This is a genomic window from Wocania arenilitoris (genome assembly GCF_021728535.1).
Lineage (GTDB): Bacteria > Bacteroidota > Bacteroidia > Flavobacteriales > Flavobacteriaceae > Wocania_A > Wocania_A arenilitoris.
Map to the genome: position 1 here is coordinate 171407 of NZ_JAKKDU010000005.1, position 24278 is coordinate 195684.

Consider the following 24278-nt stretch of genomic DNA (forward strand, 5'->3'; position numbering starts at 1 on the left):
TTATTTCTTGTAAATTTAAAATCAAGTAAGAAAAGTAGCGTGTTAATTATTGGCTAAATAAATTAAAAATGATAAAAGCAATTGATTTAAAAATAATATGTTTCTTATTGTTTTTTGGATGTAAAGAAATTAAAGAAAAGACGCATCTAGATTTACAAACAAACAAAAAGCCTAATATTATCTTTTTATTTTCAGACGACCAAAGCTTTAAAGATGTTAATGCTTTAGGCAACCCAGAGGTTATTACACCTACCATGGATAAATTAGTAGAAGAAGGAACTACTTTTACCCATACTTATAATATGGGAGGATGGAATGGCGCTATATGTGTAGCTTCTAGAGCAATGATTATTAGTGGAAGATCTGTATGGAGAGCACAGCAAATTTCTGGAAATTATTCTAAAAATGAAGATTTAGATAAAACTTGGCCAAGATTAATGGAAACAGCAGGGTATGAAACTTACATGACAGGTAAATGGCACGTACAAGCAAAACCAGATTCTATTTTTAACCATGTTGGGAATGTGTTAAGAGGAATGCCTTTTGACACACCAGAAGGTTATAATCGTCCACTAAATAAAAATGACACGCTATGGAAACCTTGGAAAAAAGAATTTGGTGGCTACTGGAAAGGAGGTAAACATTGGAGCGAACTAGTTAAAGATGATGCCCTATCTTTTATAGACAACGCAGCTAAAAGGGATAAGCCATTTTTTATGTATGTAGCGTTTAATGCGCCTCACGACCCACGGCAGTCACCTAAAAAGTATGTAGATATGTATCCGTTGGATAGTGTTTCTATACCACAAAGTTTCATGCCTGAGTACCCTTTTGCAGAAGAAATGGGTGCTGGTAAAAAGTTAAGAGATGAAAGACTAGCACCATTTCCAAGAACTGAATATGCAGTAAAAGTAAATAAACAAGAATATTATGCTATTACAACCCATTTAGACGATCAAATAAAAGAGATTATTAATAGTCTAGAAAAGAAAGGGTTAAAAGAAAATACCTATATAATTTTTAGTTCAGATCATGGTTTGGCTATTGGCGAACATGGATTATTAGGGAAACAGAATATGTACGACCATAGTGTAAGAGTGCCTTTAATGGTTGTAGGACCTAATATACCTAAAGGAAAAAAGATTGATGCCGATATTTATTTACAAGATATTATGGCTACATCTTTAGATATTGCAGATGTGAAAAAACCAGAATATATAGAGTTTAATAGTTTTTTAGATTTGGTTAGCGATAAGCAAGCTAAAAGTCGTTATAAAAGTATTTATGGGGTTTATAAAAAAGGGTCACAGCGTATGATTAGAAAAGATAATTACAAATTAATACTATACCCAAAGGCAAAACAAATGCTGTTATATAATTTAAATGAAGACCCTTTAGAATTGAATGATCTTGCTAAAGATGCTGAAAATTTAGATAAGATTAAATCTTTGTTTATAGATTTAATTCAATTACAAAAAGAAAAAGGAGACGCTTTAGATTTAGAATCAATATATAAAAATATAATTTAATGAAAATTGATGCACATCAACATTTTTGGAAATTTGACCCTATTCGAGATGCTTGGATTGATGAATCGATGCAAATCATTCGAAAAGACTTTCTGCCAAAAGATTTAAAACCTATTTTAAAGCAAAATGATATTGATGGATGTGTAGCTATTCAAGCAGATCAAAGCGAAACTGAAACAGAGTTTTTATTAGATTGTGCTGCTAAAAATTCCTTTATAAAAGGCGTTGTAGGTTGGGTTGATTTAAGAGCTGAAAATGTTGAATCTAGATTAGAATTTTATTCTAAAAACACATTATTTAAAGGTGTTAGGCATATTGTGCAAGCTGAAGCAAACGATTTTATGTTGGGTAAAGATTTTCAAAATGGTATTAGTAAATTAGAGCAGTTTAATTTAACTTATGATATTTTAATATTTCCACCACAAATAGAATCCGCTATTGATTTGGTGAATAAATTTCCAAATCAAAAATTTGTAATTGATCACATTGCAAAACCTTATATTAGATTAGGTAAAATAGATAACTGGAAAACTAAAATGATTGAATTATCAAAAGCACAAAATGTATACTGTAAAGTTTCAGGAATGGTAACCGAAGCCGATTTAAAACATTGGAAAACTTCAGATTTCACACCCTATTTAGATGTTATATTTAGTACTTTTGGAACAGATAGAATATTATATGGTTCCGATTGGCCGGTTTGTTTACTCGCTGCAAAATATGAACAACAATTACAACTTGTTCAAGATTATATTAAAGGTTTTTCAGAAAATGACAAGACAAAAATACTTGGAAGCAATGCTATTAAATTTTATAATTTACTATGAAAAGGGATAAAAAACACAGTAGCTATTTAAGGCTCTTAAAGGTAATATCAGTTTTATTAATAATTGTAGCTTGCCAAGAAAAAGAAGAAGTTTATAAAGATATTTTGTGGTACGAACAACCAGCAACCCAATGGATGGAAGCATTACCAGTTGGAAATGGGCGTTTAGGCGCTATGGTTTTTGGAAATCCAAACCATGAAAGAATTCAATTAAATGAAGATTCTATGTGGCCTGGTGGTCCAGATTGGGGAGATTCAAAAGGAAATAAAAAAGATTTAGAAGAATTAAGACAACTCTTAAAAGATCGAGACGCGCATAAGGTTGATGAACTTATTGTCGAACGATTTTCGTATAAATCGGTTTTGCGGTCACATCAAACCATGGGAGATTTGTTTATAGATTTTTTAAAAGATAGAGAAGTAGAAAATTACACCAGAACCTTAAATTTAAATAATGCAGTGTCAACTGTAAATTATACGTCAGGAGGTAATAATTATTCACAAAAAGTCTTTGCTTCAGGAGCAGATGATGTATTAATTGTTGAGTTGAACACTGATGCAAAAGAAGGAATGAGTTTTAGTGTTGCCTTAAGTCGTCCAGAAGATAAAGGTAATAAGACAGTAACTATTTCAAACCCATCAAATGATGAAATTATTATGGAAGGAATGGTAACTCAATATGGAGGAAAAAAGATGGATGAGCCATTTCCAATTGATTATGGTGTAAAGTTTGAAACACGATTAAAAACTAAGAGTTCATCAGGAAGTATAAAAGCTGACCAAGGAAAATTGGTTTTAGCAGGAGTTAAAAAGGTTACACTAATTTTATCTTGTAAAACTTCATTTTATCATGAAGATTACAAAGCTAGTAATATTGCCGTTTTAAAAAAGGCATCAAAAAAATCGTTTAGTGAACTTTTAAAAAATCATATAAAAGATTATCAAAAATATTTTGATAGAGTTGAGCTAAGTTTAGGTGGAAAAGAGTTAGATACCATTCCAACTGATAAAAGGTTACAGCGTATTAAGGACGGAGAAGATGATCCAGATTTAGCGGCTAAATTATTTCAGTTTGGCAGATATTTACTTATATCATCTTCAAGACCAGGAACAAATCCTGCTAATTTACAAGGTATATGGAATGAACATATTGAAGCCCCTTGGAATGCAGATTATCATTTAAATATTAATTTGCAAATGAATTATTGGCCAGCAGAGGTTACTAATTTAAGTGAAATGCATTTGCCTTTATTTGATTTTTCTAATCGTTTATTAGAAAGAGGTAAAACAACAGCAAAAGAGCAATACGGCATAGAAAGAGGAGCTGTAATGCATCATGCAACAGATTTATGGGTTCCCGCTTGGATGCGAGCCGCAAAACCATATTGGGGGTCTTGGATTCATGGAGGCGGCTGGTTAGGGCAACATTATTGGGAGCATTATAATTATACAAAAGATGAGGAGTTTTTAAAAAACCAAGTATATCCGTATCTTAAATCAATAGCAGAGTTTTATGCCGAATGGCTCGTTTGGGATGAGAATACCCAAAAGTGGGTTTCTACACCAGAGACTTCTCCAGAAAACTCTTATTTTGCTAAAGATGGTAAACCAGCCGCAATTTCATACGGTGCTGCTATGGGACATCAAATTATTGCTGAGGTTTTTGATAATACATTAGAAGCTGCTAAAATTTTAAATATTGAAGATGATTTCACAAAAGAGGTAAGAGCAAAAAGAAAAAAGCTATTTCCTGGAGTGGTTGTAAGTGGCGAAGGACGTATTTTAGAATGGAATGAAGCTTATGGTGAACCTGAAAAAGGACACAGGCACATGTCGCATTTATATGCACTACATCCTGGAAACACAATAATAGAAAGTAATACCGAAGCTTTTAAAGCTGCAAAAAGAACCATTGATTATCGTTTACAACATGGTGGAGCAGGAACAGGATGGAGTAGAGCGTGGATGATTAATTTAAACGCACGCTTGTTAGATGCAAAATCTGCACAAGAAAACATTAAAAAGTTTATGGAAATATCTGTCGCCGATAATTTATTTGATGAGCATCCGCCGTTTCAAATTGATGGAAATTTTGGATATACTGCTGGTGTAGCTGAGTTGTTAATGCAATCTCATGAGCCTTTTATAAGAATACTTCCAGCTTTACCAAAAAACTGGGGAGCAGGTAATGTTAAAGGTTTAAAGGCAAGAGGAAATGTAGAAGTAGATATTGAATGGAAAGAAGGGAAGTTGGTAAAAGTTGGGCTATTGGTAAAAAATGAAGGGGTTTATAAAATTAAGTATGGATCTTTAATGAGCGATGTTAAATTGCCTAAAAATGAGAAAATCTGGTTAGATAAAAGCCTTAGTGTAGTAAAGTAAAAGCATAATAGAGTAAAATGTTACGTATTAGTCATCCAAAAGAATTTAATTATAAACAAATGAAGCGTTTTAAAAAAAAGCAGACTGTATTCTTATTTTTTGTCTTATTGAGTATTAGTCAACTAGCAAAAGCACAATCCCAGGTGTTTCTAAAAGATTTGCAAGTTTCACTATCTCAACAAACCTTTAGTGCTCCTACCATTAATAAATCGGTTAGTGGAGCACCTTTATCCATTGCAGGAGTTTCCTATAAAAACGGTGTTGGAGTTCATTCCAGGTCTGTTATTAAAATTAAAACGAATAATGCTCGAACCTTTATAGCGAAAGTTGGTGTTAACGATTCTAAGATAGACTATAAATTAAAAACGATTAAAACTATTCCTTTAACAGACGGGAAGCGCATTTTTTATAATGTAACACCATCAAAAAAGCAATTTCTTGGAGTAGAAGGAGCAGGAGGAAAGGTAAGCAAAGGTAGTGTGGTATTTATAATACGTCAAAATGGAAAAGAGATTTTCAATAGTGGAATTATTAAACAGGGTGATCCGGCTAAAGCAATCCATCTAAAAATAGAGCGAGGCCTTTTAGAGTTGATTGTTGAAAATGCAGGTGATGATGCAAGTGGTGACCATGCGGTTTGGGTTGATGCTATGTTTGAATATTTTGAAATTGCTCCAGAAGTAGTTCCTGAAGAATTTCAAGGAAACCCAATGAAACAACCGCAAGAGTTAAAAACCAAATTATCTAAATTAATTCAGAATTTACCAGAAATACAATTTCCGCTTAAAGTACCAGATTATGATTGGTTGATAAATAATAATAAAGTAAAAGCCAAGGTATATAAAACAAAGAGTGGAAAAGACATTGTGCTTTCAAACGGTTTAATTGCAAGAGTTTTTAGAGTAACTCCTAATTTGGCAACTATAGATTATATGAACCAAATGACAGGAGAAAGTATGTTAAGAAGTGTTTCTAATGAAGGTGTTTTAACTATAGATGGTAAAGACTATCAAATTGGCGGTTTAAGTAAACAACCAGAATACGGATATACTTTAATGAAATGGGTAGATGCTCTATCTGCAGTTCAAAATTCTTTTATGGTTGAAAATTTTGAAGTTAAGGAAGTAACAGATAGGCTATTGTGGAAACGAGTGCGTTGGGCATCAAATACAAAAATGCCAACAGGAAAAGAATTGATATTCACGCTTTCAAAAGATGGGATTATTGTTAAAGTGCATTATGTATTATATGATGGTATTCCTACACTTAGTAAATGGATAGAAGTTATCAATACGTCAGAATTTATGATTCAGTTGAATACATTTAAACTAGAGCAACTCGCTATGGTTGAAGGGGAAAGTTTGGTGGGTACACCAAAACATTGGGTAAAACCAAATATTCATATTGAAAGTGACTACGCGTTTGGAGCGATGCAACAAAAAACGTCTGATAAAACCACGTTTTGGGAAAAAGATAAACGTTATACTTCGCAAACTAACTATCCTTTAAACCTACCCTGTTTATTAGAAATAAAACCACCATTGGGCCCCGATATAGGTATTCCTGTAGGAGAATCATTAACAACTTTTAGAGTTTGGGAAACACCTTTAGACAGTAAAGATCAAGAACGTGTTGGTTTGTTCAAAAGAAAACTATATCGAACGATTTCTCCCTGGACTACTGAAAATCCAATGTTTTTGCATTTAACATCAACAGATCCTGAAATTATTAAAAGGGCAGTAAATCAATGTGCAGAAACAGGTTATGAGATGATTATTCTAAGTTTTGGCAGCGGTTTGGATATGGAAAAAGAAGATGAGGCCTACTATAAAAAATTTAAAAAATTACGAGAATATGCCAACTCCAAAGGTATAGAATTAGGAGGCTATTCCTTATTGTCTAGTAGGTGGATTAGTGACGATGTAGATGTTATTAATCCAAAAACAGGAAAACGAGGCGGAATGATATATGGGTCTTCACCATGTTTAAGTAGTGCATGGGGATATAACTATTTTAGAAAAATAAAAAAGTTTTTCACTAAAACAGGAATGCAGGTTTTTGAAAATGATGGCTCTTATCCAGGTAATGTTTGTGCTTCTATTAAACATGCTCATCATAACGGGCTAGAAGACTCACAATGGAAACAATATGCTCAAATACAAGGGTTGTATAAATGGATGCGATCTGAAGGTATTTATATGAATGTGCCCGATTTTTATATCAATTCAGGATCAAATAAAACCGGAATCGGATATAGAGAAGTTAATTGGTCATTACCAAGAAACAGACAACTGGTTCTAGGCAGAATGAATATTTATGATGGATTATGGGACAGGATTCCCAGCATGAACTGGACTTTTGTACCCTTAACAGAATACCACGGCGGCGGAGCAGCAGCGACATTAGAACCTTTAAATGATCATTTGCTAGATTATGAAAATCAGATGATTCAAAATTATGGCTCTGGAGTTCAGGCTTGTTACAGAGGGCCACGATTGTTCGATACACCAAAAACAAAACAAGTAGTGATTAATGTAGTTCATTGGTATAAAAAATATCGAGAAATACTTAATAGTGACATTGTGCATTTAAAACGTCCATCTGGTAAAGATTGGGATGGGTTTTTACATGTAAACCCCAATCTAAAAGAAAAAGGATTGGCTCTATTTTTTAACCCAACAGATGCAGATATGGAACGAGAGATTAAATTACCACTTTATTATACAGGACTTACTAAAACGGCTTTAATAAGACAAAAAGAAGGTGAATCTAAAACGTATAAATTAACACGAGATTATAAGGTGAAAATTAATGTTGTGATACCGGCACATTCATACCAATGGATTGTAATTGAATAGTAAATAAATAATTAAAAAAAACATAGAATAAGTATGAAAACAGTTTTAAAAACTAGCTTGGTAATATTGTTGCTAGCAGTTATTTTCTTTTCCTGTAAGCCTAAATTAGAGGAACACCCTAAACAGCTTGTAAAACACGTTGTTTTGATTGGTTCAGATGGTTTTGGAGCCTATGCTTTTAAAAAGGCTAAAGTACCTAGCTTAAGAAGGCTTATGGAAGAAGGATCCTACTCATTAAAAGCAAGATCAGTATTGCCATCATCTAGTGCTGTAAATTGGGCATCCATGATTATGGGCTCTGGGCCAGAGTTACATGGCTACACAGAATGGGGAAGTAAAACCCCCGAATTGCCTTCAAGAATTATTGGTGAAGGTAATATCTATCCAACTATTTTTAGTTTAATAGATAAGCAACAACCAGAAACTAAAAAAGGGGTATCTTATTCTTGGGGTGGTATAGGCTATCTTTTCGAAAAAAACATGGTGGACTTAGATTTTAACGGAACATCTGATGAAGAAACTAAAAACAAGGCTTTAGAATTTATAATAAATGAAAAGCCTGCACTAACCTTTATTCATTTTAGCCAACCAGATAATACAGGACATAAAATAGGGCACGATACTCCAGAATACTATCAAGCTGTTGAGAAAATAGATGGCTTAGTAGGAGATATTATAACAGCTTTAGAAAAGAATAACTTATTAAAGGATACTGTGATTATCTTTTCATCAGATCATGGAGGTATAGACAAAGGTCACGGTGGAAAAACATTATTAGAAGTAGAAATACCTTGGATAATTTATGGAAAAAACATACCTAAAAAAGGTGAGCTTAGTTCTAGTATTGTTACTTATGATACAGCAGCTACAATTGCATATCTTTTAGGTTTAGAAACTCCTGATTTTTGGAGAGGAAAATTTATAACTGAGGTTTTTAATGAAGACAAGTAACATTTTAATCAAAGAATTAATTTAAAAATGGATTTAAACTTAAAAAACAAAGTCATTATTGTAACTGGTGGATCAAAAGGAATTGGTCTAGGAATTACGGAAGCTCTAATTAATGAAGGTGCTATTCCTGTAATAGTTAGTAGAAATAAAGCCAGTGTTGAAGTATTAATTAATAATATACATGCAGAAGGAAAAGAAGCGCATTATGTTATTGCAGAATTAACCGATCCTTTGCAATGTAAAAATGCAGTTGAAGCTACTATCAATAAATATGGCCGTATAGATGGTGTAGTAAATAATGCTGGTGTAAACGATGGTGTAAGTCTAGAAAATGGAAATTATGAAGATTTTATAGAGTCTTTAAAACGCAATTTAGTACACTACTATCTTATTGTGCATCACGCTTTACCAGAACTTAAAAAAAGTAAAGGGAGCATTGTAAATATTGGCTCTAAAACATCTTTAACCGGACAAGGAGGAACATCTGGTTATGCGGCAGCTAATGGCGGGAGAAATGCTTTAACCAGAGAATGGGCGGTAGAATTGTTGCCTTACAGCATTAGAGTTAACGCACTTATTGTTGCTGAATGTTATACGCCACTGTATGACAAATGGATTAAAACTTTTGATAATCCAGAGGAAAAGTTAGAAGGGATTATCAAAAACATTCCCTTAGAAAATAGAATGACTACTGCTGAAGAAATAGCAAATACAGTAGTGTTTTTACTTTCAGATAAATCAAGTCATACTACAGGACAATTAATTTTTGTTGATGGCGGATATACCCATTTAGATAGAGCATTATAAGTTTTTTAGCGAAAAAAATATAAAAGATTAAAATAGTTCAGTAATTTTCACCCTATAAACTAAATTGATTATGAGTAATTCAAAACCAGTTGTTGTATCAAAAAAGATACTTATTCCCTTTATTTTAGTAACCTCATTATTTGCACTTTGGGGATTTGCAAATGCCGTAACAGACCCGATGGTACAGGCCTTTCAAAAAGTTTTAGAACTTTCAAATGCTCAGGCATCTTGGGTACAAATGGCATTTTATGGAGGTTACTTTACTATGGCGTTGCCAGCAGCTATGTTTATGCGAAAATATTCATATAAAGTTGGTATTTTAATTGGGCTCGCTTTATACGCTACTGGTGCTTTGTTGTTTTTTCCAGCTGCACAGACAGAAAGTTTTATATTTTTCTGTTTAGGGTTGTATGTTTTAACGTTTGGGTTAGCCTTTTTAGAAACAGCAGCAAATCCATACATATTAGCAATGGGAGCTAAAGAAACAGCTACTCAACGTCTAAATTTAGCACAAGCCTTTAATCCAGTTGGTTTAATTGTTGGTGTATTTGTTGCGCAACAATTTGTATTGAGAAACTTACAATCTGATGATATTAAAGATTTTAGTGTTTTAGATGAAGCGTCTAAAGTGGCTATAAAAACAGCTGATTTAATGGTGATTCGTAACCCTTATGTAATTCTTGGGTTAGTTTTGATTGGAATTTTTATTATGTTTTTAATAAGCAAAATGCCACAGTCTAAAGATGAAGGAGGGATGCCTAGTATAGGAGATACTTTTAGAACGTTAGGAAAGAACAAAAAATATGTATTAGGAGTTGTTGCGCAAATTTTATATGTAGGTGCGCAGATTATGTGCTGGACGTATATATATCATTACGCTAGAGCCATTGGAGTTGATAGTGTAACAGCAGGTAATTATCAAATTGCAGTTTTTATAATATTCTTTGTGGGTAGAGCTATTGGAACTTATATGCTTCGTTTTATGAGTTCTGGTAAATTATTAATGTATTTTGCTGTTTTTGCTGCATTATGTACACTAGGTGCAATATGTGTTCAAGGGATAGTTGGTTTATATTGCTTAGTTGCCATATCTTTCTTTATGTCTTTAATGTTCCCAACTATATATGGGATTGCTTTAGGCGATTTAACCGAAGAACAATCAAAAGTAGGTTCTGCTGGACTAATAATGGCGATTGTTGGTGGTGCGGGGATGCCTTTATTACAAGGAATGATTATAGATGTTGGAGGAAATGGCGTTGCAGATACTAAAATTATGGGAGTAACCGAGGTTAATTTTTCATTCATACTACCATTAATATGTTTCATTTACATCGCTTGGTACGGATTAAGAGTATTTAAAAGACACGAAGCAACCGATGATGTTTTACATAATGCCTAATTAAAATGAATAATCTAAAACGTCATTGTTTTGCTTTAGATTTAATTGATGATGCTCAATTAATAGCAGAATATAAAAAATATCACGAAAAAATATGGCCTGAAATAACAGCAAGTATTGTTGATTCTGGCATTGAAGTTTTACAGATCTACTGTATAGCAAATCGGTTGTTTATGATTATGGAAGTAAACGATTCGTTTTCATTTGAAAAGAAATCTAAAATGGATAACAACAACCCAAAAGTACAAGAATGGGAAACTTTAATGTGGAACTACCAAAAGGCTTTACCAACAGCAAAAGTGGGCGAAAAATGGCTTTTAATGGAAAAAATATATCAATTATAAATAACATTTTAAATTAAATACAATGAGGATTTTAATGATTGCAATTATTTGTTTATTAAGTTTTTCTTGCACTAATAAGTACAAGAATTTAGCAAATACAGCAGAAGATTATCAGGTTATACCAAAGCCACAAAAATTAGATATGTTAACAGGTAAGTTTTTAGTAGATGGAAACACTAAAATTGTTGGTAGCGAAGTTTTAAAAAATGAAGGTGAATTTTTAGCGGGTATGCTTAGCGCAGCTACTGGTAATTCTATTAATTTTTATTCTGAAGGTTCAGGGAATATAACCCTAAAATTAGATGATGCCATTAAAAATGAAGAAGGATATAGTTTAAATGTAACTTTTGATAAAATTGAAATATCTGGAAAAACAACAAAGGGCGTGTTTTATGGTATTCAAACATTACGGCAATTAATGCCTGCAAGTATCGAATCTGCAAATGGAGATATAAAAGAACTAACTATTCCAGCAGTTTCAATCGCTGATAATCCAAGATTTAAATACAGAGGTATGCATTTAGATGTTGCGCGCCATTTCTTTCCTGTAGATTTTGTAAAGAAGTATATAGACTTAATTGCAATGCATAAAATGAATACATTTCATTGGCATTTAACCGAAGATCAAGGTTGGAGAATTGAAATAAAAAAATATCCTAAATTAACCGAAGTAGGGGCGTGGAGAAACGGAACCATAGTTGGTCATCATCCAGGAACCGATAACGATCAAAAAAAATATGGTGGCTTTTACACCCAAGAAGATATTAAAGACATTGTGGCTTATGCTACAAAAAAACACGTAACAGTAATCCCAGAAATAGAATTACCAGGGCATAGTAGTTCTGCTATTGCAGCATATCCTTATTTAAGTTGTTTTCCAGAAGAACCAACAAAGGTTTCACATGATATGGGATCTATAAAAGGAAAAGAAATTCAAGCGACAGGTACCCCAAAAATAGTGCAAGAAACTTGGGGTGTTTTTGATGATGTTTATTGTGCAGGTAAAGACGAAACTTTTACTTTCTTACAAGATGTTTTAGATGAGGTTATACTTTTGTTTCCATCAGAATATATTCATATTGGTGGTGATGAATGCCCAAAGGAAAACTGGAAAAGGTGTCCAAGTTGTCAAGCAAGAATTAAAGCTGAAGGATTACATGACGAACATGAGTTACAAAGCTATTTCATTACAAGAATTGAAAAATATTTAAATACAAAAGGAAAGCAAATTATTGGTTGGGATGAAATTTTAGAAGGTGGTTTAGCACCAAATGCAACCGTAATGTCTTGGAGAGGCACCAAGGGAGGTATTGAGGCTGCAAAACAAAAGCACGATGTCATAATGTCACCAAATCATTCGTGTTATTTTGATCATTATCAAGTAAAAACTAAAGATGAAAAAGCTAAAGAACCTTTGTCAATAGGTGGCAATACTACAGTAGCAGATGTATATACTTATGAGCCAATGCCTAGTGAATTAAATAAGGAAGAACAAAAGTATGTTTTAGGTGCTCAAGCTAATGTTTGGACAGAATATATGAAAACTACCGATTATGTTGAGTATATGATTTTACCAAGAATGACTGCACTTTCAGAAGTTGTTTGGTCATCAAAAAACAATAGAGATTGGGAAGATTTTAGCACCCGATTAAACACGTTTAAAGATAGATTAGATGCTTTAGAATTAAATTATGCAAAGCATACTTTTGGCAAGTAATTAATACTAATCTCTTTTTATTAGAACATTATAATTAGAGTGAAAACATCTAAATTTCGAACATTGTTTTTGCAAATCAATGCAAAATCCACACCTCTTTAAAGAGCTACATTAAATGAGATTACATTTATTAGATAGAAGTACGAAGCTAAATGATTTTTCATTTTCAATCAGAAATAATCGGTATCCCAATTTTTTAAAGATTTGGCACTATCATCCAGAATTTGAACTCGTAACTATATTAAAAAGCTCTGGTACTCGATTTATTGGAGATAATATAGAACAATTTAATGTTGGAGAAGTTGTTTTAATAGGGAAAAATTTGCCGCATATGTGGCTAAATGATAAAGAGTATTTTCAAGAAAACACCAAGTTAGAGGCACAAGCCATAGCAATTCATTTTAAAGAAAATTTTCTAGGCAAATCATTTTTTAATATCCCTGAAATGAGTGTGATTAAAAAAATGTTCGAAAATGCAAAGTATGGAGTAAAGTTTACAGGAGATTTAAGTTTAGCAATTAGATGGATAAAAAAAATAGAAACTCTAAAAGGTTTCGATAAAACTATTGCCTTATTAAAAATTCTAAATCTATTAGCAAACCACAAAGATTACAAGTTGTTATCTAGTATGGGATTTGTTAATTCGTTTAAAAAAACAGGGCGAACTAACTTAGTTGAGGTTTACGAGTATATAATAAAAAACTTTAAAGAGCGCATAACTTTAAACGATGTTGCTAATATTGCTTGCATGAACCCTACAGCATTTAGCAGAGTTTTTAAACGTGTAAACCGAAAAACTTTCAGTGAATATTTAAATGAGGTTCGTGTAGGGTATGCCTGCAAATTATTAATGGAAGAAAAGTATAATATTTCAGAAATATGCTTTGAGTCTGGTTTTAACAATATTTCAAACTTTAATAGGCAGTTTAAAAAAACAACAGGATACTCTCCAACAAATTATATTAAAAGGCACTTAAGTTTAGATTAACTTTTAATTATTAGTATAGCCGTCAAAATTTTCAGAATTAACGATGTCTATTGGCAATAACTTTTGCTTTGGTATTTTTTTATCAAAAAGGAAATGTTCTGCCAGTTGAGTTATGCAAAGGTAAGATTGGTGCTTGGGGTTTTGATGAATTAAAAAATCTATAGCATTGCTTTTTAAGTATTTAATATTCTCGTCTAATAAATCATATCCAATAATTTTAATATCTAAATCGGTAAAATTTTTAATGATTTTTGCTACGCTATAAACCTTTGATGTGGTTACAAAAACACCTGAAATATTATTTGATTTATTTAATAAATTAGGTAACTCTTTATCTAAATCGGCCTGTTGAAAACTGTAAGTTTTCAAGGTGTAATTATTGTTTGATACTTGTTCTAAATAGTTTTTAAATCCCTTTTCTTTTAATTGCATATGAATGGAATTATTAAAAACTTCATCCAAGTGAATAATTATAATCTCTTTATTTTTAGGCACAATCATTTCCATAAGACTCGCTGCAATTCGTCCACTTTGTAATAAATCTTGTCCTACGTAATTAGTAATACCATTTAATTCTAATGGGTCGTTAATCGTGCTAACAATAATATTGTTTGCATTATATTTTTTTATAACCTCTACAGATTCTTTATGAAAAACAGGTGTAATTAAAACGGCATCGGGTTGTTGCTTTAAAACATCTTTGTTAACCTCTAAGAAAGAATAAGTATCGGCATGATTAAAAAAATAAGAGTCAATTGTAATTCCAAAAGATTTATACTCATTAATAGCTTGATTAACGCCATCAATACATGGTTGCCAGTAAGGGTCAATTTCTGGATTGGGCTGAATAACGCAAATATGGTAGTTTTTGGTGTTTTTTAAGCTTCTAGCAATAAGGTTTGGCTGATAATCAATTTCCTCCAATAATTTGGTTACCTTATCCAATGCTTTTTTAGAAACCTTACCGCGCTTGTGTATAACCCTATCTACAGTGCCTTTAGAAACCCCTGCTAATTTAGCAATATCTTTTATGGTGTATTTTTTCATACAGAACAAATATATAAATATAGATTAAAACAATTATGTGTTCGTACACATTTTTTGTGAAATTTCTTTTTTATTGATGAATTAATCTGTAAGTTTGCCTTATTTTGCAATGTGTTTTAGTAGTTGTAAGGTTGAAAATAAGTATAATAACAATTTATTAAATAAAAAAATGGAAAAGCCCACACTTGTAATTTTAGCAGCTGGTATGGGAAGTCGCTATGGTGGTTTAAAGCAGATAGATACTTTTACTCCAGAAGGAGATACTATTATCGATTTTTCAATTTACGATGGACTTCAAGCAGGATTTGGAAAATTTGTTTTTATAATTAGAAAAAGTTTTGAAAAGGAATTTAAAGAAAGCATAGGTAGTAAACTGCAAGGAAAAGCAGAAGTTGATTATGTGTTCCAAGAGTTTGAAAACGTTCCTAAAAAGTACATAAATCCAGAACGCGTTAAACCTTGGGGCACGGGGCATGCGCTTTTAATGGCAAAAGATGTTGTTAAAGAAAATTTTGCAATAATTAATGGAGACGATTTTTATGGTAAAGAAGCTTTTAAGGTTATGGCAAAAGCTTTAATGTCAAAAGATAAAAACTCTAATGTTTTTAATACTATGGCTTATTTGTTAAAAAATACAGTGTCAGAACATGGTTATGTATCTAGAGGCGAATGTCAAGTTAATGAAAAAGGGTTTTTAACTGATGTAACCGAGAGAACCCACATTGAAAAAATTGATGGAAAGTTAATGCGTAAAGATGAACATGGAAATTTTGTCTCTATTGATGAAAATACAATTGTTTCAATGAATTTTTGGGGATTTACACCTGAATGCTTTAACTTCGGAAATCGTTTATTCGAAGAGTTTTTAGAAGAAAATAAATCAAATTTAAAAGCTGAGTTTTATATTCCTTCTATTGTTAATGATATTTTAAAATCAGGCAAAGCAAATGTAAAAGTTTTAAAATCAGATGCTAAATGGTTTGGTGTTACTTATCGAGAAGACAAAGAAATTGTTGAAAAAGCAATAAAAAAATTAAAAGAACAGGGCGTTTATCCAAAAAATCTTTGGGAGTAATGACAGAAAAACAATTAATAAACAAGTTTAATCAATTTAATCATGCATCATCATATGTGTCGAATAAAGAGTTAGCTTCTGGTCATATAAACGACACCTATTTAATACAAACTAGTAAAGAACCTTTCTTTATTCTTCAACGCATTAACCATATTGTCTTTAAAGATGTTCCTGGGTTAATTTCTAATAAAGTTGGTGTAAGTAAACACATTCTTAAAAAATTGGCACATTTGCCCGAAGCCAAATTAAAGAAAAGTGTCTTAACTTTTGTGCAAGCTAATAATGGAGAGTATTATTATAAAGACGAAAACGGTAATTATTGGAATGTTATGGTTTATATTAGTGACAGTGTAACCCATGAGATTGTAAAAAGTGAAGAAGTTGCTTATGAAGGAGGCAAGTTATCTGGAGATTTTTTAAATTTAACTAGCGATTTTGATGCTTCAAAGTTAATTGATGTCATTCCAAAATTTCACGACATGTCATTCCGTTTTTCGCAGTTTAAAGAAGCATTAAAAGTGGCATCTAAAGAACGGTTAGAAAAAGCAAAAGAATATATCGATAGGGTTAATGCACTTAAAGAAGAAATGCATATCATTCAGAATTTAAAAGAATCTGGAAAAATAAAATTACGTGTTACTCATAACGACACAAAAATATCTAATGCATTATTCGATAAAGACAACAAAGGGCTTTGTGTAATTGATACAGATACAGTAATGCCTGGAGTTGTACATTACGACTTTGGAGATGCTATAAGAACTATTTGTAATACAGCAGCAGAAGATGAAACGAATTTAGATTTAGTAAATTTTAATATTGATTATTATAAGGCATATAAAAAAGGATTTTTAGAAAAAGTAGAATCTACTTTATCTCCTTTAGAAATTAAAACTTTGTCGCTAGGAGCTAAAACCATGATATTTATAATGGCAATAAGGTTTTTAACCGATTTTTTGAATAACGATATTTATTATAAAACTAAGTATCCTGAGCATAATTTAGATCGAGCAAAAAATCAATTTAAACTTATCGATAGTATGGTTTCTCAAATGGAAATTAAAAATTAAAAAACTTTATATAAAACACTAACTAAAACCTAAGACTATGACACAAACAAAGAGATCAAACACCTTCATTCCGATGGTTATTTTAACCACTTTATTTTTTATTTTCGGATTTGTAACTTGGTTAAATGGACCTCTAATTCCATTTTTTAAAATAGCTTGTGAATTAACAGAATCACAGTCTTATTTTGTAACATTTGCATTTTATATAGCTTATTTTGTAATGGCTATACCGTCTTCATGGGTTATAGAAAAAATAGGTTATAAAAATGGTTTATCATTAGGTTTGGTCGTTATAGCATTAGGTGCATTCATGTTTTATCCAGCTGCATCAGTAAGGACTTATAGTTGGTTTTTAGGAGCTTTATTCGTAATGGGTACCGGTTTAGCGTTATTACAGACTGCATCAAATCCTTATGTTGTGGTAATAGGACCTAGGGAAAGTGCAGCAGCTCGAATTAGTGTATTAGGTATTGCCAATAAATTAGCTGGCTTTATTGCACCGTTAGCATTGACAGCATTGGTGTTGTCAAATATGTCTGATTATACAGCAGATAAAATTGAGGCAATGGATGCAGTTACTAAAACAGAAGCTTTAAATGCGCTAGCTCTTCAGTTGCAAACTCCATATGTTTATATGGGATTAATTGTTTTGGTTTTAGCTGTTCTTTTGAAGTTTTCACCTCTTCCAGAAATTAATTTAGATGAAGATGGGCATGTAGAAAATTCAAGTTTCTTCAAACAAATCAAAGAAGTGCTAAAATACCCTCAATTAGTTTTGGGAGTTATTACTTTAATGTTATATGTAGCCGCTGAAGTTTTAGCTGGAGATTCTATTGGAGGTTTTGGAAAACAGTTAGGTGTTTATGGTGATAATGGTGATTTTTATTTAAAATTAACCTCATTTACAATGACTGCGATGGTAATTGGGTATGTTTTGGGCATTATATTAATTCCTAAACATGTATCTCAAGTTGCTGCACTAAAATTTTCGGGTATTACAGGAACTCTTTTAGTAATAATTATTGTAATAATATCACCAGAAATAATGGTTCAGTTACCAGGTCTGCCAGAAATGCCTTTTGTAATTATTTTAGTAGCTCTTTTAGGACTTGCAAACGCATTGTGTTGGCCAGCAATATGGCCTATGGCACTTGAAGATTTAGGAGGTTATACTAAAGTAGGAGGTGCTTTGCTTGTTATGGCTATTATTGGCGGTGCTATTTTTCCATTAATTTACGGTGCTTTAGCAGATTCCATTAATTTATCTAATGAGGCTAAAGGAATAGTTGAATCATCAAAAAGTGGTAACCAAATAGCTTATTTAATATTGTTACCAGCATATTTTATGATTATTTTTTATGCATTTAAGGGACATAAATATAGAAGCTGGACGAAAAACCTTGAATAAAAAATTCAAAATAATTACTATTAAAAGTTAAAGTAAAGGTTTATTAGTATAATGAGTAAAGTGTATAAATGGGGAATTATAGGCTGCGGAAATGTTACCGAAATTAAAAGTGGTCCAGCATATCAAAAGGTTGAAGGCTTTGAGTTGCATGCTGTAATGCGTCGAGATATTGAAAAGGCTCAGGATTATGCCATTCGACACAATGTTCCTAAGTTTTATGGAGATGCAGACCAATTAATTAGCGATCCAGAAATCGATGCGGTATATATTGCTACACCTCCAGACTCTCACTGCCATTACGCTTTAAAAGTTGCTGAAGCAAAAAAAATATGTTGTATAGAAAAACCAATGGCGCCAACTTATAAAGAGTGTTTGCTAATAAACAATACTTTTGAAACCCAAAAAACACCATTGTTTGTTGCCTATTACAGAAGGTCACTTCCAAGATTTAACAAAGTGAAAACTTGGATTGATAACAATGAAATTGGAAAAATTAGGCATATTAGTTGGCATTTAAGTAAACCAGCAAACAATATTGATTTATCTAAAGCATACAATTGGCGAACAGATATTAAAATTGCTCATGCAGGTTATTTTGATGACTTAGCATCACATGGTATGGATTTGTTTACATATTTTTTAGGAGATATTATAGAAGCAAATGGGATAGCCGTAAACCAACAAAAATTATATACTGCTATGGACGCCGTTACTGGAAGTTGGTTACATAAATCGGGTATTACAGGGTCAGGAAGCTGGAATTTTGGAGTCGAAAAAAGAGAAGATCATGTTCAAATTTATGGAGAAAAAGGAAAAATAAGTTTTTCAGTTTTTGATAAAAACCCAATTATATTAGAATCTGGTCCTCATAAAGAAATCATGAATATAGGCAATCCTGAAAATATTCAATTGTTTCACGTTCAAAATATAAAAGAGCATTTATTAGAAAATAAAAATCATCCTTCAACAGGAAAAACAGCATTGCACACCACTTGGGTGTTAGAAAACATACTAAAAAACTAAAATAAAATCAGAATAATGTTAAAAAGCAGTATAGACAAAGCAACAGGTTTCGAAAAAAGATTTGAAAATATTGGAACCGTAGTTTATAAAGATTCAACTTTAGCTTCAAAAGCAGTTGCTAAAGAAATAGCAGATCTTATAAAGGTTAAGCAAGCTCAAAAACAGCCTTGTATACTAGGTTTAGCCACCGGATCTTCACCAAAAGGGTTATATGCAGAATTGGTGCGTTTATACAAAGAAGAAGGCTTAAGTTTTAAAAATGTAATAGCGTTTAATCTAGATGAATATTACCCAATGGAGCCCGACTCTGTAAATAGTTATGTGCGTTTTATGCAAGAACAACTCTTTAATCATGTTGATATATTACCTAGTAATTATCATATACCAGACGGCACATTAGCAAAAGAGGATATTAGATTGTATTGCGATGAATATGAAGCAAAAATTAAAGCATTAGGGGGGTTAGATTTACAAATTTTAGGTATTGGAGGTAATGGTCATATTGGATTTAACGAGTCTGGGTCGCTTCAAAATTCAAGAACACGTTTAGTCGCGCTAGATCATATTACAAGAGTTGCAGCCAGTGGCGATTTTGGTGGTTTAGACAATACACCAAGAACAGCTATTACTTTAGGGGTTAAAAAAATAATGGAAGCCAAAAGAGTCATACTTTTAGCTTGGGGTGAAAGAAAAGCCAATATTATTAAAGCATCAGTTGAAGAAGAAGTAACTAGTCTTGTACCTGCATCCTATTTACAAGAACACAATAATGCTACTTTTGTTTTAGACCAAGCAGCAGCTTCAAAACTAACAAGAATTGATACACCATGGTTAGTCGAAAAAATAACTTGGACAGATAAGCTTATTAAAAAAGCGGTATTAAGTTTGGCTTTACACTTAAAAAAGCCAGTTTTAATGCTAACTGATGCAGACTATATCGAAAATGGTATGAGTGATTTACTAGCCACTTTTGGACCAGCTTACGACATAAATATCAAAATATTTAATAAACTACAAAACACTATTACAGGTTGGCCAGGTGGAAAACCAAATGCAGATGATAGTAAACGACCAGAACGTGCAGAACCTGCAAAAAAACGTGTTATAATTTTTAGTCCACATCCAGACGATGATATTATAAGTATGGGAGGTACCTTTAAACGATTACATGAACAAGGTCACGAAGTTCATGTAGGTTATCAAACATCAGGTAATATAGCAGTAGCAGATGATGAGGCACTGCGTTTTGCAAGTTTTGTATGCGATTATAATGATAAATTTGGAATTGAAAGTAAGGAGGCTGAAGATATTTATAAACGTGCGGTAATTTTTCTAAGAAACAAAAAATCAAGTGAAATTGATACCGAAGAGGTTAGATATATAAAAGGATTAATTAGAAAAGGGGAGGCCAGAGCAACCTGTCATTTTGTTGGAATTCCAGATGAACAAATTCATTTTATGGAGTTACCTTTTTATGAGACAGGTACAATAGAAAAAAATCCAGTTGGTGAAGCAGATATTAAAATTACAATGGAACTTATTGAAAAAGTAAAGCCACATCAAATATATGCAGCAGGCGATTTAGCAGATCCTCATGGTACACATAAAGTATGTTTAGATGCTATTTTTGCAGCAGTTAAAAATTTAAAACCTAAAAAATTCATGAAAGATTGCTGGGTTTGGTTGTACCGTGGCGCTTGGCAAGAATGGGGTATTGATGAGATAGAAATGGCAGTACCAATGGGACCAGATCAAGTTTTAGAAAAAAGAAAAGGTATTTTTAAGCATCAATCTCAAAAAGATGGTGTTGTCTTCCAAGGAGCAGACAGTAGAGAGTTTTGGCAACGAGCCGAAGATCGAAACAGTGAAACAGCTGGATTATACGACCAGTTAGGTTTAGCCCACTATGCGGCTATGGAAGCTTTTGTTAGATGGGAGTATTAATAATTTAAAATATAAATAACCATGAGTAATTACCATATAAAACATTTAGAGGAATATTATCAAGTTTATAGAAAATCTGTTCGTGAGCCCGAAAACTTTTGGGAAGAAGTTGCCGAAGAACATTTTATGTGGCAAAGAAAATGGGATAACGTTTTAAGTTGGGATTTTTCAAAACCAGAAGTTAAATGGTTTGAAGGTGCTCAACTAAATATTACTGAAAACTGTATCGATAGGCATTTAGCAACTCGTGGCAATAAAACAGCTATTTTGTTCGAACCAAACGACCCTAGCGAAGCTGCAGAACATATCACATATAATCAATTATATGAGCGTGTTTGCGAATTCGCTAATGTGTTAAAAGGGCAAGGTGTTAAAAAAGGCGATCGCGTTTGTATCTATGTACCAATGATTCCTGAATTGGCAATAGCTACCTTAGCCTGTGCACGTATTGGCGCCATTCACTCAGTTGTTTTTGCAGGATTTTCATCAACAGCGCTAGCTACTCGTATTAACGATTGCGATTGTAAAACGGTTATTACAAGTGATGGTTCTTATCGAGGTGCAAAAACTATTGATTTAAAAGGCATTGTTGATGATGCTTTAGATAGCTGCCCAGGAGTAGAAACGGTATTGGTTGCAAAACGTATTAATTCAGATATTAATATGAAACAAGGACGTGATAAATGGTTACAACCTTTGTTAGATGCTGCTTCTAAAGAATGTCCTGCAGAAGTAATGAATGCTGAAGATCCATTATTTATTTTATATACTTCAGGTTCTACAGGTAAGCCAAAAGGTATGGTACACACCACTGCTGGTTATATGGTTTATACTGCTTATACTTTTAAAAATGTTTTTCAATATAAAGAAGATGATGTGTATTGGTGTACAGCTGATATTGGTTGGATAACAGGACATAGTTATATTGTTTACGGACCATTAACTAACGGAGCTACCTCTGTAATGTTTGAAGGTGTGCCAAGTTACCCAGACTTTGGACGTTTTTGGGAAATTATAGATAAGCACCAGGTCAATCAATTTTACACAGCGCCTACTGCTATTCGTGCTTTAGCAAAACAAGGCACAGAGCTTGTTGATAAGTATGATTTGTCATCACTAAAAGTTTTAGGTTCGGTTGGAGAACCAATTAATGAAGAGGCGTGGCATTGGTATAACGATAATGTTGGAAAAAAGCAAAGTCCAATAGTAGATACTTGGTGGCAGACTGAAACAGGAGGTATAATGATTACACCAATTCCGTTTGTAACACCAACTAAACCAACTTATGCAACGTTACCATTTATAGGAATCCAACCAGCTTTAATGGGGGAAGATGGACAAGAATTGAAAGGTAATCAAGTAGATGGTCGATTATGTATAAAATTTCCATGGCCATCAATGGCAAGAACCATTTGGGGTAATCATCAGCGTTATAGAGATACATATTTTTCAGCTTATGAAAATAAATATTTTACGGGTGATGGTGCTTTAAGGGATGACGTAGGCTATTACAGGATTACGGGACGCGTAGATGATGTTATTATCGTTTCCGGTCATAATTTAGGAACAGCACCAATAGAGGATGCTATAAATGAGCACCCAGCTGTAGCAGAGTCTGCTATCGTTGGTTTCCCGCACGATGTAAAAGGAAACGCACTTTACGGTTATGTTATTCTAAAAGATACTGGAGAGAGCCGTAACCATGAAAACTTACGCAAGGAAATCAACCAAATGATTACCGAGCATATCGGACCAATTGCTAAGCTTGATAAAATTCAGTTTACAAGTGGCTTACCAAAAACACGTTCTGGAAAAATTATGCGAAGAATCTTAAGAAAAATAGCTTGTAAAGACACGAGTAATTTAGGAGATACTTCAACTTTATTAAATCCAGAAGTTGTACAAGATATTATGGATAATGTCCTGTAATATCTTACTGTTTATACAATTGGTTTGCATCTAAATAAACACACTAATATTATGCGTATATTTTTAATGTTCTTTATCGCTCTTTGTTTTACAAGTTGTAAAAAAGAACAGCCAATTGTATTTAAGGTAATGGCGTGGAATATTTTGCATGGTGCTAATGATATTCCTAACGGTCAAGAAAATGCCATTGCAATTATAAAAGAGATTAATCCTGATGTAATATTAATGGTCGAAACCTATGGTTCTGGAAAAAGAATAGCAGACACTTTAGGTTATAATTTTCATTTAATAGCACCCGAAGGAACTGCTTTAAATGATAAAGGAACAAACCTATCTATTTTTTCAAAATTTCCTTTTGGTAATCGCATTGACACAAAATATCCTTTTTATTTAGGAGGGATAGAAATAATAATTAACAATCAAAAAATTCGATTTTTTTCTAATTGGTTTCATTATTTACCATGGAACAATGCTCCAGAAAAAATGAATAAAACAGTTGAAGAGCTTCTAGAATGGGAACAAACTGAAACAAGATATACAATGTTAAAAAATGTATTGCCGTATCTGGAAAAGTATTCTAGCGAAACAGACTCTGTACCAATGATTTTTGGTGGAGATATGAATTCCCCATCGCATTTAGATTGGGAGAAAAACACTAAAACTATTCATAATAACCTAGTTGTACCATGGCAAACAACAACTGAATTAGACAAATTAGGATTAATTGATACTTACAGAACTCTAAATCCGAACCCAATATCACATCCAGGAATTACTTGGGATTCTGAAGGTAAAGATGATTCGCACAGGATAGATTACATTTTTTATAAGGGCTCAAAACTAAAAGCAATAAAATCTAAAACGTATAATGCTTTCTTTAATAAAGCTATAACAATAAATGACAAAGAGATTATTTATCCATCAGATCATGGTTTTGTCGTGACTAGTTTTCAATTATTAAAATAGCTTTTTTTAATAATT

General features: G+C 32.5%; 18 protein-coding genes. 17 read left to right on the forward strand and 1 reads right to left on the reverse strand.

What is annotated here, in order from left to right; all coding sequences use genetic code 11:
* Nucleotides 1-68: 68 nt before the first annotated feature.
* The 10 genes from L3X37_RS05735 (at nt 69) to L3X37_RS05780 (ending at nt 13801) form a co-directional block, all read left to right on the forward strand.
* Nucleotides 69-1529, forward strand: a complete 1461-nt coding sequence (locus tag L3X37_RS05735; RefSeq protein WP_237239214.1) for a sulfatase family protein — start codon at nt 69-71, stop codon at nt 1527-1529.
* Nucleotides 1529-2356, forward strand: coding sequence for an amidohydrolase family protein (locus L3X37_RS05740; protein ID WP_237239215.1), 828 nt, complete (start codon nt 1529-1531; stop codon nt 2354-2356). The genes L3X37_RS05735 and L3X37_RS05740 overlap by 1 nt, the downstream gene beginning before the upstream one ends.
* Entirely contained in the window at nt 2353-4737 is a 2385-nt protein-coding gene (locus L3X37_RS05745) for a glycoside hydrolase family 95 protein (protein WP_237239216.1), read from the forward strand. Before L3X37_RS05740 ends, L3X37_RS05745 begins: the two co-directional genes overlap by 4 nt.
* A gap of 17 nt (nt 4738-4754) precedes the next feature.
* On the forward strand, nt 4755-7595 hold the full coding sequence (locus L3X37_RS05750; protein ID WP_237239217.1) for an NPCBM/NEW2 domain-containing protein: 2841 nt from the start codon (nt 4755-4757) through the stop codon (nt 7593-7595).
* A gap of 33 nt (nt 7596-7628) precedes the next feature.
* A complete protein-coding gene (locus tag L3X37_RS05755) occupies nt 7629-8546 on the forward strand; it encodes an alkaline phosphatase family protein (RefSeq protein WP_237239218.1) in 918 nt (305 codons plus the stop codon).
* Nucleotides 8547-8573: 27 nt separating this feature from the next.
* On the forward strand, nt 8574-9353 hold the full coding sequence (locus tag L3X37_RS05760; protein WP_237239219.1) for an SDR family oxidoreductase: 780 nt from the start codon (nt 8574-8576) through the stop codon (nt 9351-9353).
* Nucleotides 9354-9423: 70 nt separating this feature from the next.
* Entirely contained in the window at nt 9424-10752 is a 1329-nt protein-coding gene (fucP, locus tag L3X37_RS05765) for an L-fucose:H+ symporter permease (RefSeq protein ID WP_237239220.1), read from the forward strand.
* A 5-nt stretch (nt 10753-10757) separates the two neighbouring features.
* The gene (locus L3X37_RS05770; RefSeq protein ID WP_237239221.1) at nt 10758-11096 is read left to right on the forward strand and encodes an L-rhamnose mutarotase; all 339 of its coding nucleotides are present in this window, start codon (nt 10758-10760) and stop codon (nt 11094-11096) included.
* 22 nt (nt 11097-11118) lie between these two features.
* Entirely contained in the window at nt 11119-12813 is a 1695-nt protein-coding gene (locus tag L3X37_RS05775; protein WP_237239222.1) for a beta-N-acetylhexosaminidase, read from the forward strand.
* 115 nt (nt 12814-12928) lie between these two features.
* On the forward strand, nt 12929-13801 hold the full coding sequence (locus tag L3X37_RS05780) for an AraC family transcriptional regulator (protein WP_237239223.1): 873 nt from the start codon (nt 12929-12931) through the stop codon (nt 13799-13801).
* Nucleotides 13802-13804: 3 nt separating this feature from the next.
* Here the strand turns inward: L3X37_RS05780 and L3X37_RS05785 are convergent, their stop codons facing one another.
* On the reverse strand, nt 13805-14848 hold the full coding sequence (locus L3X37_RS05785; RefSeq protein ID WP_237239224.1) for a LacI family DNA-binding transcriptional regulator: 1044 nt from the start codon (nt 14846-14848) through the stop codon (nt 13805-13807).
* Nucleotides 14849-15017: 169 nt separating this feature from the next.
* On the opposite strand from L3X37_RS05785, the gene L3X37_RS05790 reads away from it, so the two are divergent.
* The 7 genes from L3X37_RS05790 to L3X37_RS05820 are packed head-to-tail and all read left to right on the forward strand — an operon-like array spanning nt 15018 to nt 24263.
* Nucleotides 15018-15923 carry a nucleotidyltransferase family protein gene (locus L3X37_RS05790; protein ID WP_237239225.1) on the forward strand — a complete coding sequence of 302 codons (906 nt, stop codon included), beginning with the start codon at nt 15018-15020 and terminating at the stop codon, nt 15921-15923.
* Nucleotides 15923-16993: a phosphotransferase enzyme family protein gene (locus tag L3X37_RS05795; protein WP_237239226.1), complete on the forward strand. Its 1071-nt coding sequence runs from the start codon at nt 15923-15925 to the stop codon at nt 16991-16993. The genes L3X37_RS05790 and L3X37_RS05795 overlap by 1 nt, the downstream gene beginning before the upstream one ends.
* Before the next feature lie 37 nt (nt 16994-17030).
* Entirely contained in the window at nt 17031-18401 is a 1371-nt protein-coding gene (locus L3X37_RS05800) for a sugar MFS transporter (protein WP_237239227.1), read from the forward strand.
* A gap of 51 nt (nt 18402-18452) precedes the next feature.
* The gene (locus L3X37_RS05805) at nt 18453-19424 is read left to right on the forward strand and encodes a Gfo/Idh/MocA family protein (RefSeq protein WP_237239228.1); all 972 of its coding nucleotides are present in this window, start codon (nt 18453-18455) and stop codon (nt 19422-19424) included.
* 15 nt (nt 19425-19439) lie between these two features.
* A complete protein-coding gene (gene nagB, locus L3X37_RS05810; RefSeq protein WP_237239229.1) occupies nt 19440-21368 on the forward strand; it encodes a glucosamine-6-phosphate deaminase in 1929 nt (642 codons plus the stop codon).
* Nucleotides 21369-21389: 21 nt separating this feature from the next.
* Entirely contained in the window at nt 21390-23297 is a 1908-nt protein-coding gene (gene acs / locus L3X37_RS05815; RefSeq protein ID WP_237239230.1) for an acetate--CoA ligase, read from the forward strand.
* Nucleotides 23298-23348: 51 nt separating this feature from the next.
* A complete protein-coding gene (locus L3X37_RS05820) occupies nt 23349-24263 on the forward strand; it encodes an endonuclease/exonuclease/phosphatase family protein (RefSeq protein WP_237239231.1) in 915 nt (304 codons plus the stop codon).
* Nucleotides 24264-24278 lie beyond the last annotated feature (15 nt).

Bases quoted from the DNA above. Each gene is read 5' to 3' on its own strand.
- L3X37_RS05755 (WP_237239218.1), top strand. From the start codon at position 7,629: ATGAAAACAGTTTTAAAAACTAGCTTGGTAATATTGTTGCTAGCAGTT.
- L3X37_RS05800 (WP_237239227.1), top strand. From the start codon at position 17,031: ATGACACAAACAAAGAGATCAAACACCTTCATTCCGATGGTTATTTTA.
- L3X37_RS05780 (WP_237239223.1), top strand. From the start codon at position 12,929: ATGAGATTACATTTATTAGATAGAAGTACGAAGCTAAATGATTTTTCA.
- L3X37_RS05735 (WP_237239214.1), top strand. From the start codon at position 69: ATGATAAAAGCAATTGATTTAAAAATAATATGTTTCTTATTGTTTTTT.
- acs (WP_237239230.1), top strand. From the start codon at position 21,390: ATGAGTAATTACCATATAAAACATTTAGAGGAATATTATCAAGTTTAT.
- L3X37_RS05740 (WP_237239215.1), top strand. From the start codon at position 1,529: ATGAAAATTGATGCACATCAACATTTTTGGAAATTTGACCCTATTCGA.
- L3X37_RS05770 (WP_237239221.1), top strand. From the start codon at position 10,758: ATGAATAATCTAAAACGTCATTGTTTTGCTTTAGATTTAATTGATGAT.
- L3X37_RS05790 (WP_237239225.1), top strand. From the start codon at position 15,018: ATGGAAAAGCCCACACTTGTAATTTTAGCAGCTGGTATGGGAAGTCGC.
- L3X37_RS05785 (WP_237239224.1), bottom strand. From the start codon at position 14,848: ATGAAAAAATACACCATAAAAGATATTGCTAAATTAGCAGGGGTTTCT.
- L3X37_RS05750 (WP_237239217.1), top strand. From the start codon at position 4,755: ATGTTACGTATTAGTCATCCAAAAGAATTTAATTATAAACAAATGAAG.
- L3X37_RS05775 (WP_237239222.1), top strand. From the start codon at position 11,119: ATGAGGATTTTAATGATTGCAATTATTTGTTTATTAAGTTTTTCTTGC.
- L3X37_RS05760 (WP_237239219.1), top strand. From the start codon at position 8,574: ATGGATTTAAACTTAAAAAACAAAGTCATTATTGTAACTGGTGGATCA.
- L3X37_RS05805 (WP_237239228.1), top strand. From the start codon at position 18,453: ATGAGTAAAGTGTATAAATGGGGAATTATAGGCTGCGGAAATGTTACC.
- nagB (WP_237239229.1), top strand. From the start codon at position 19,440: ATGTTAAAAAGCAGTATAGACAAAGCAACAGGTTTCGAAAAAAGATTT.
- fucP (WP_237239220.1), top strand. From the start codon at position 9,424: ATGAGTAATTCAAAACCAGTTGTTGTATCAAAAAAGATACTTATTCCC.
- L3X37_RS05820 (WP_237239231.1), top strand. From the start codon at position 23,349: ATGCGTATATTTTTAATGTTCTTTATCGCTCTTTGTTTTACAAGTTGT.
- L3X37_RS05745 (WP_237239216.1), top strand. From the start codon at position 2,353: ATGAAAAGGGATAAAAAACACAGTAGCTATTTAAGGCTCTTAAAGGTA.
- L3X37_RS05795 (WP_237239226.1), top strand. From the start codon at position 15,923: ATGACAGAAAAACAATTAATAAACAAGTTTAATCAATTTAATCATGCA.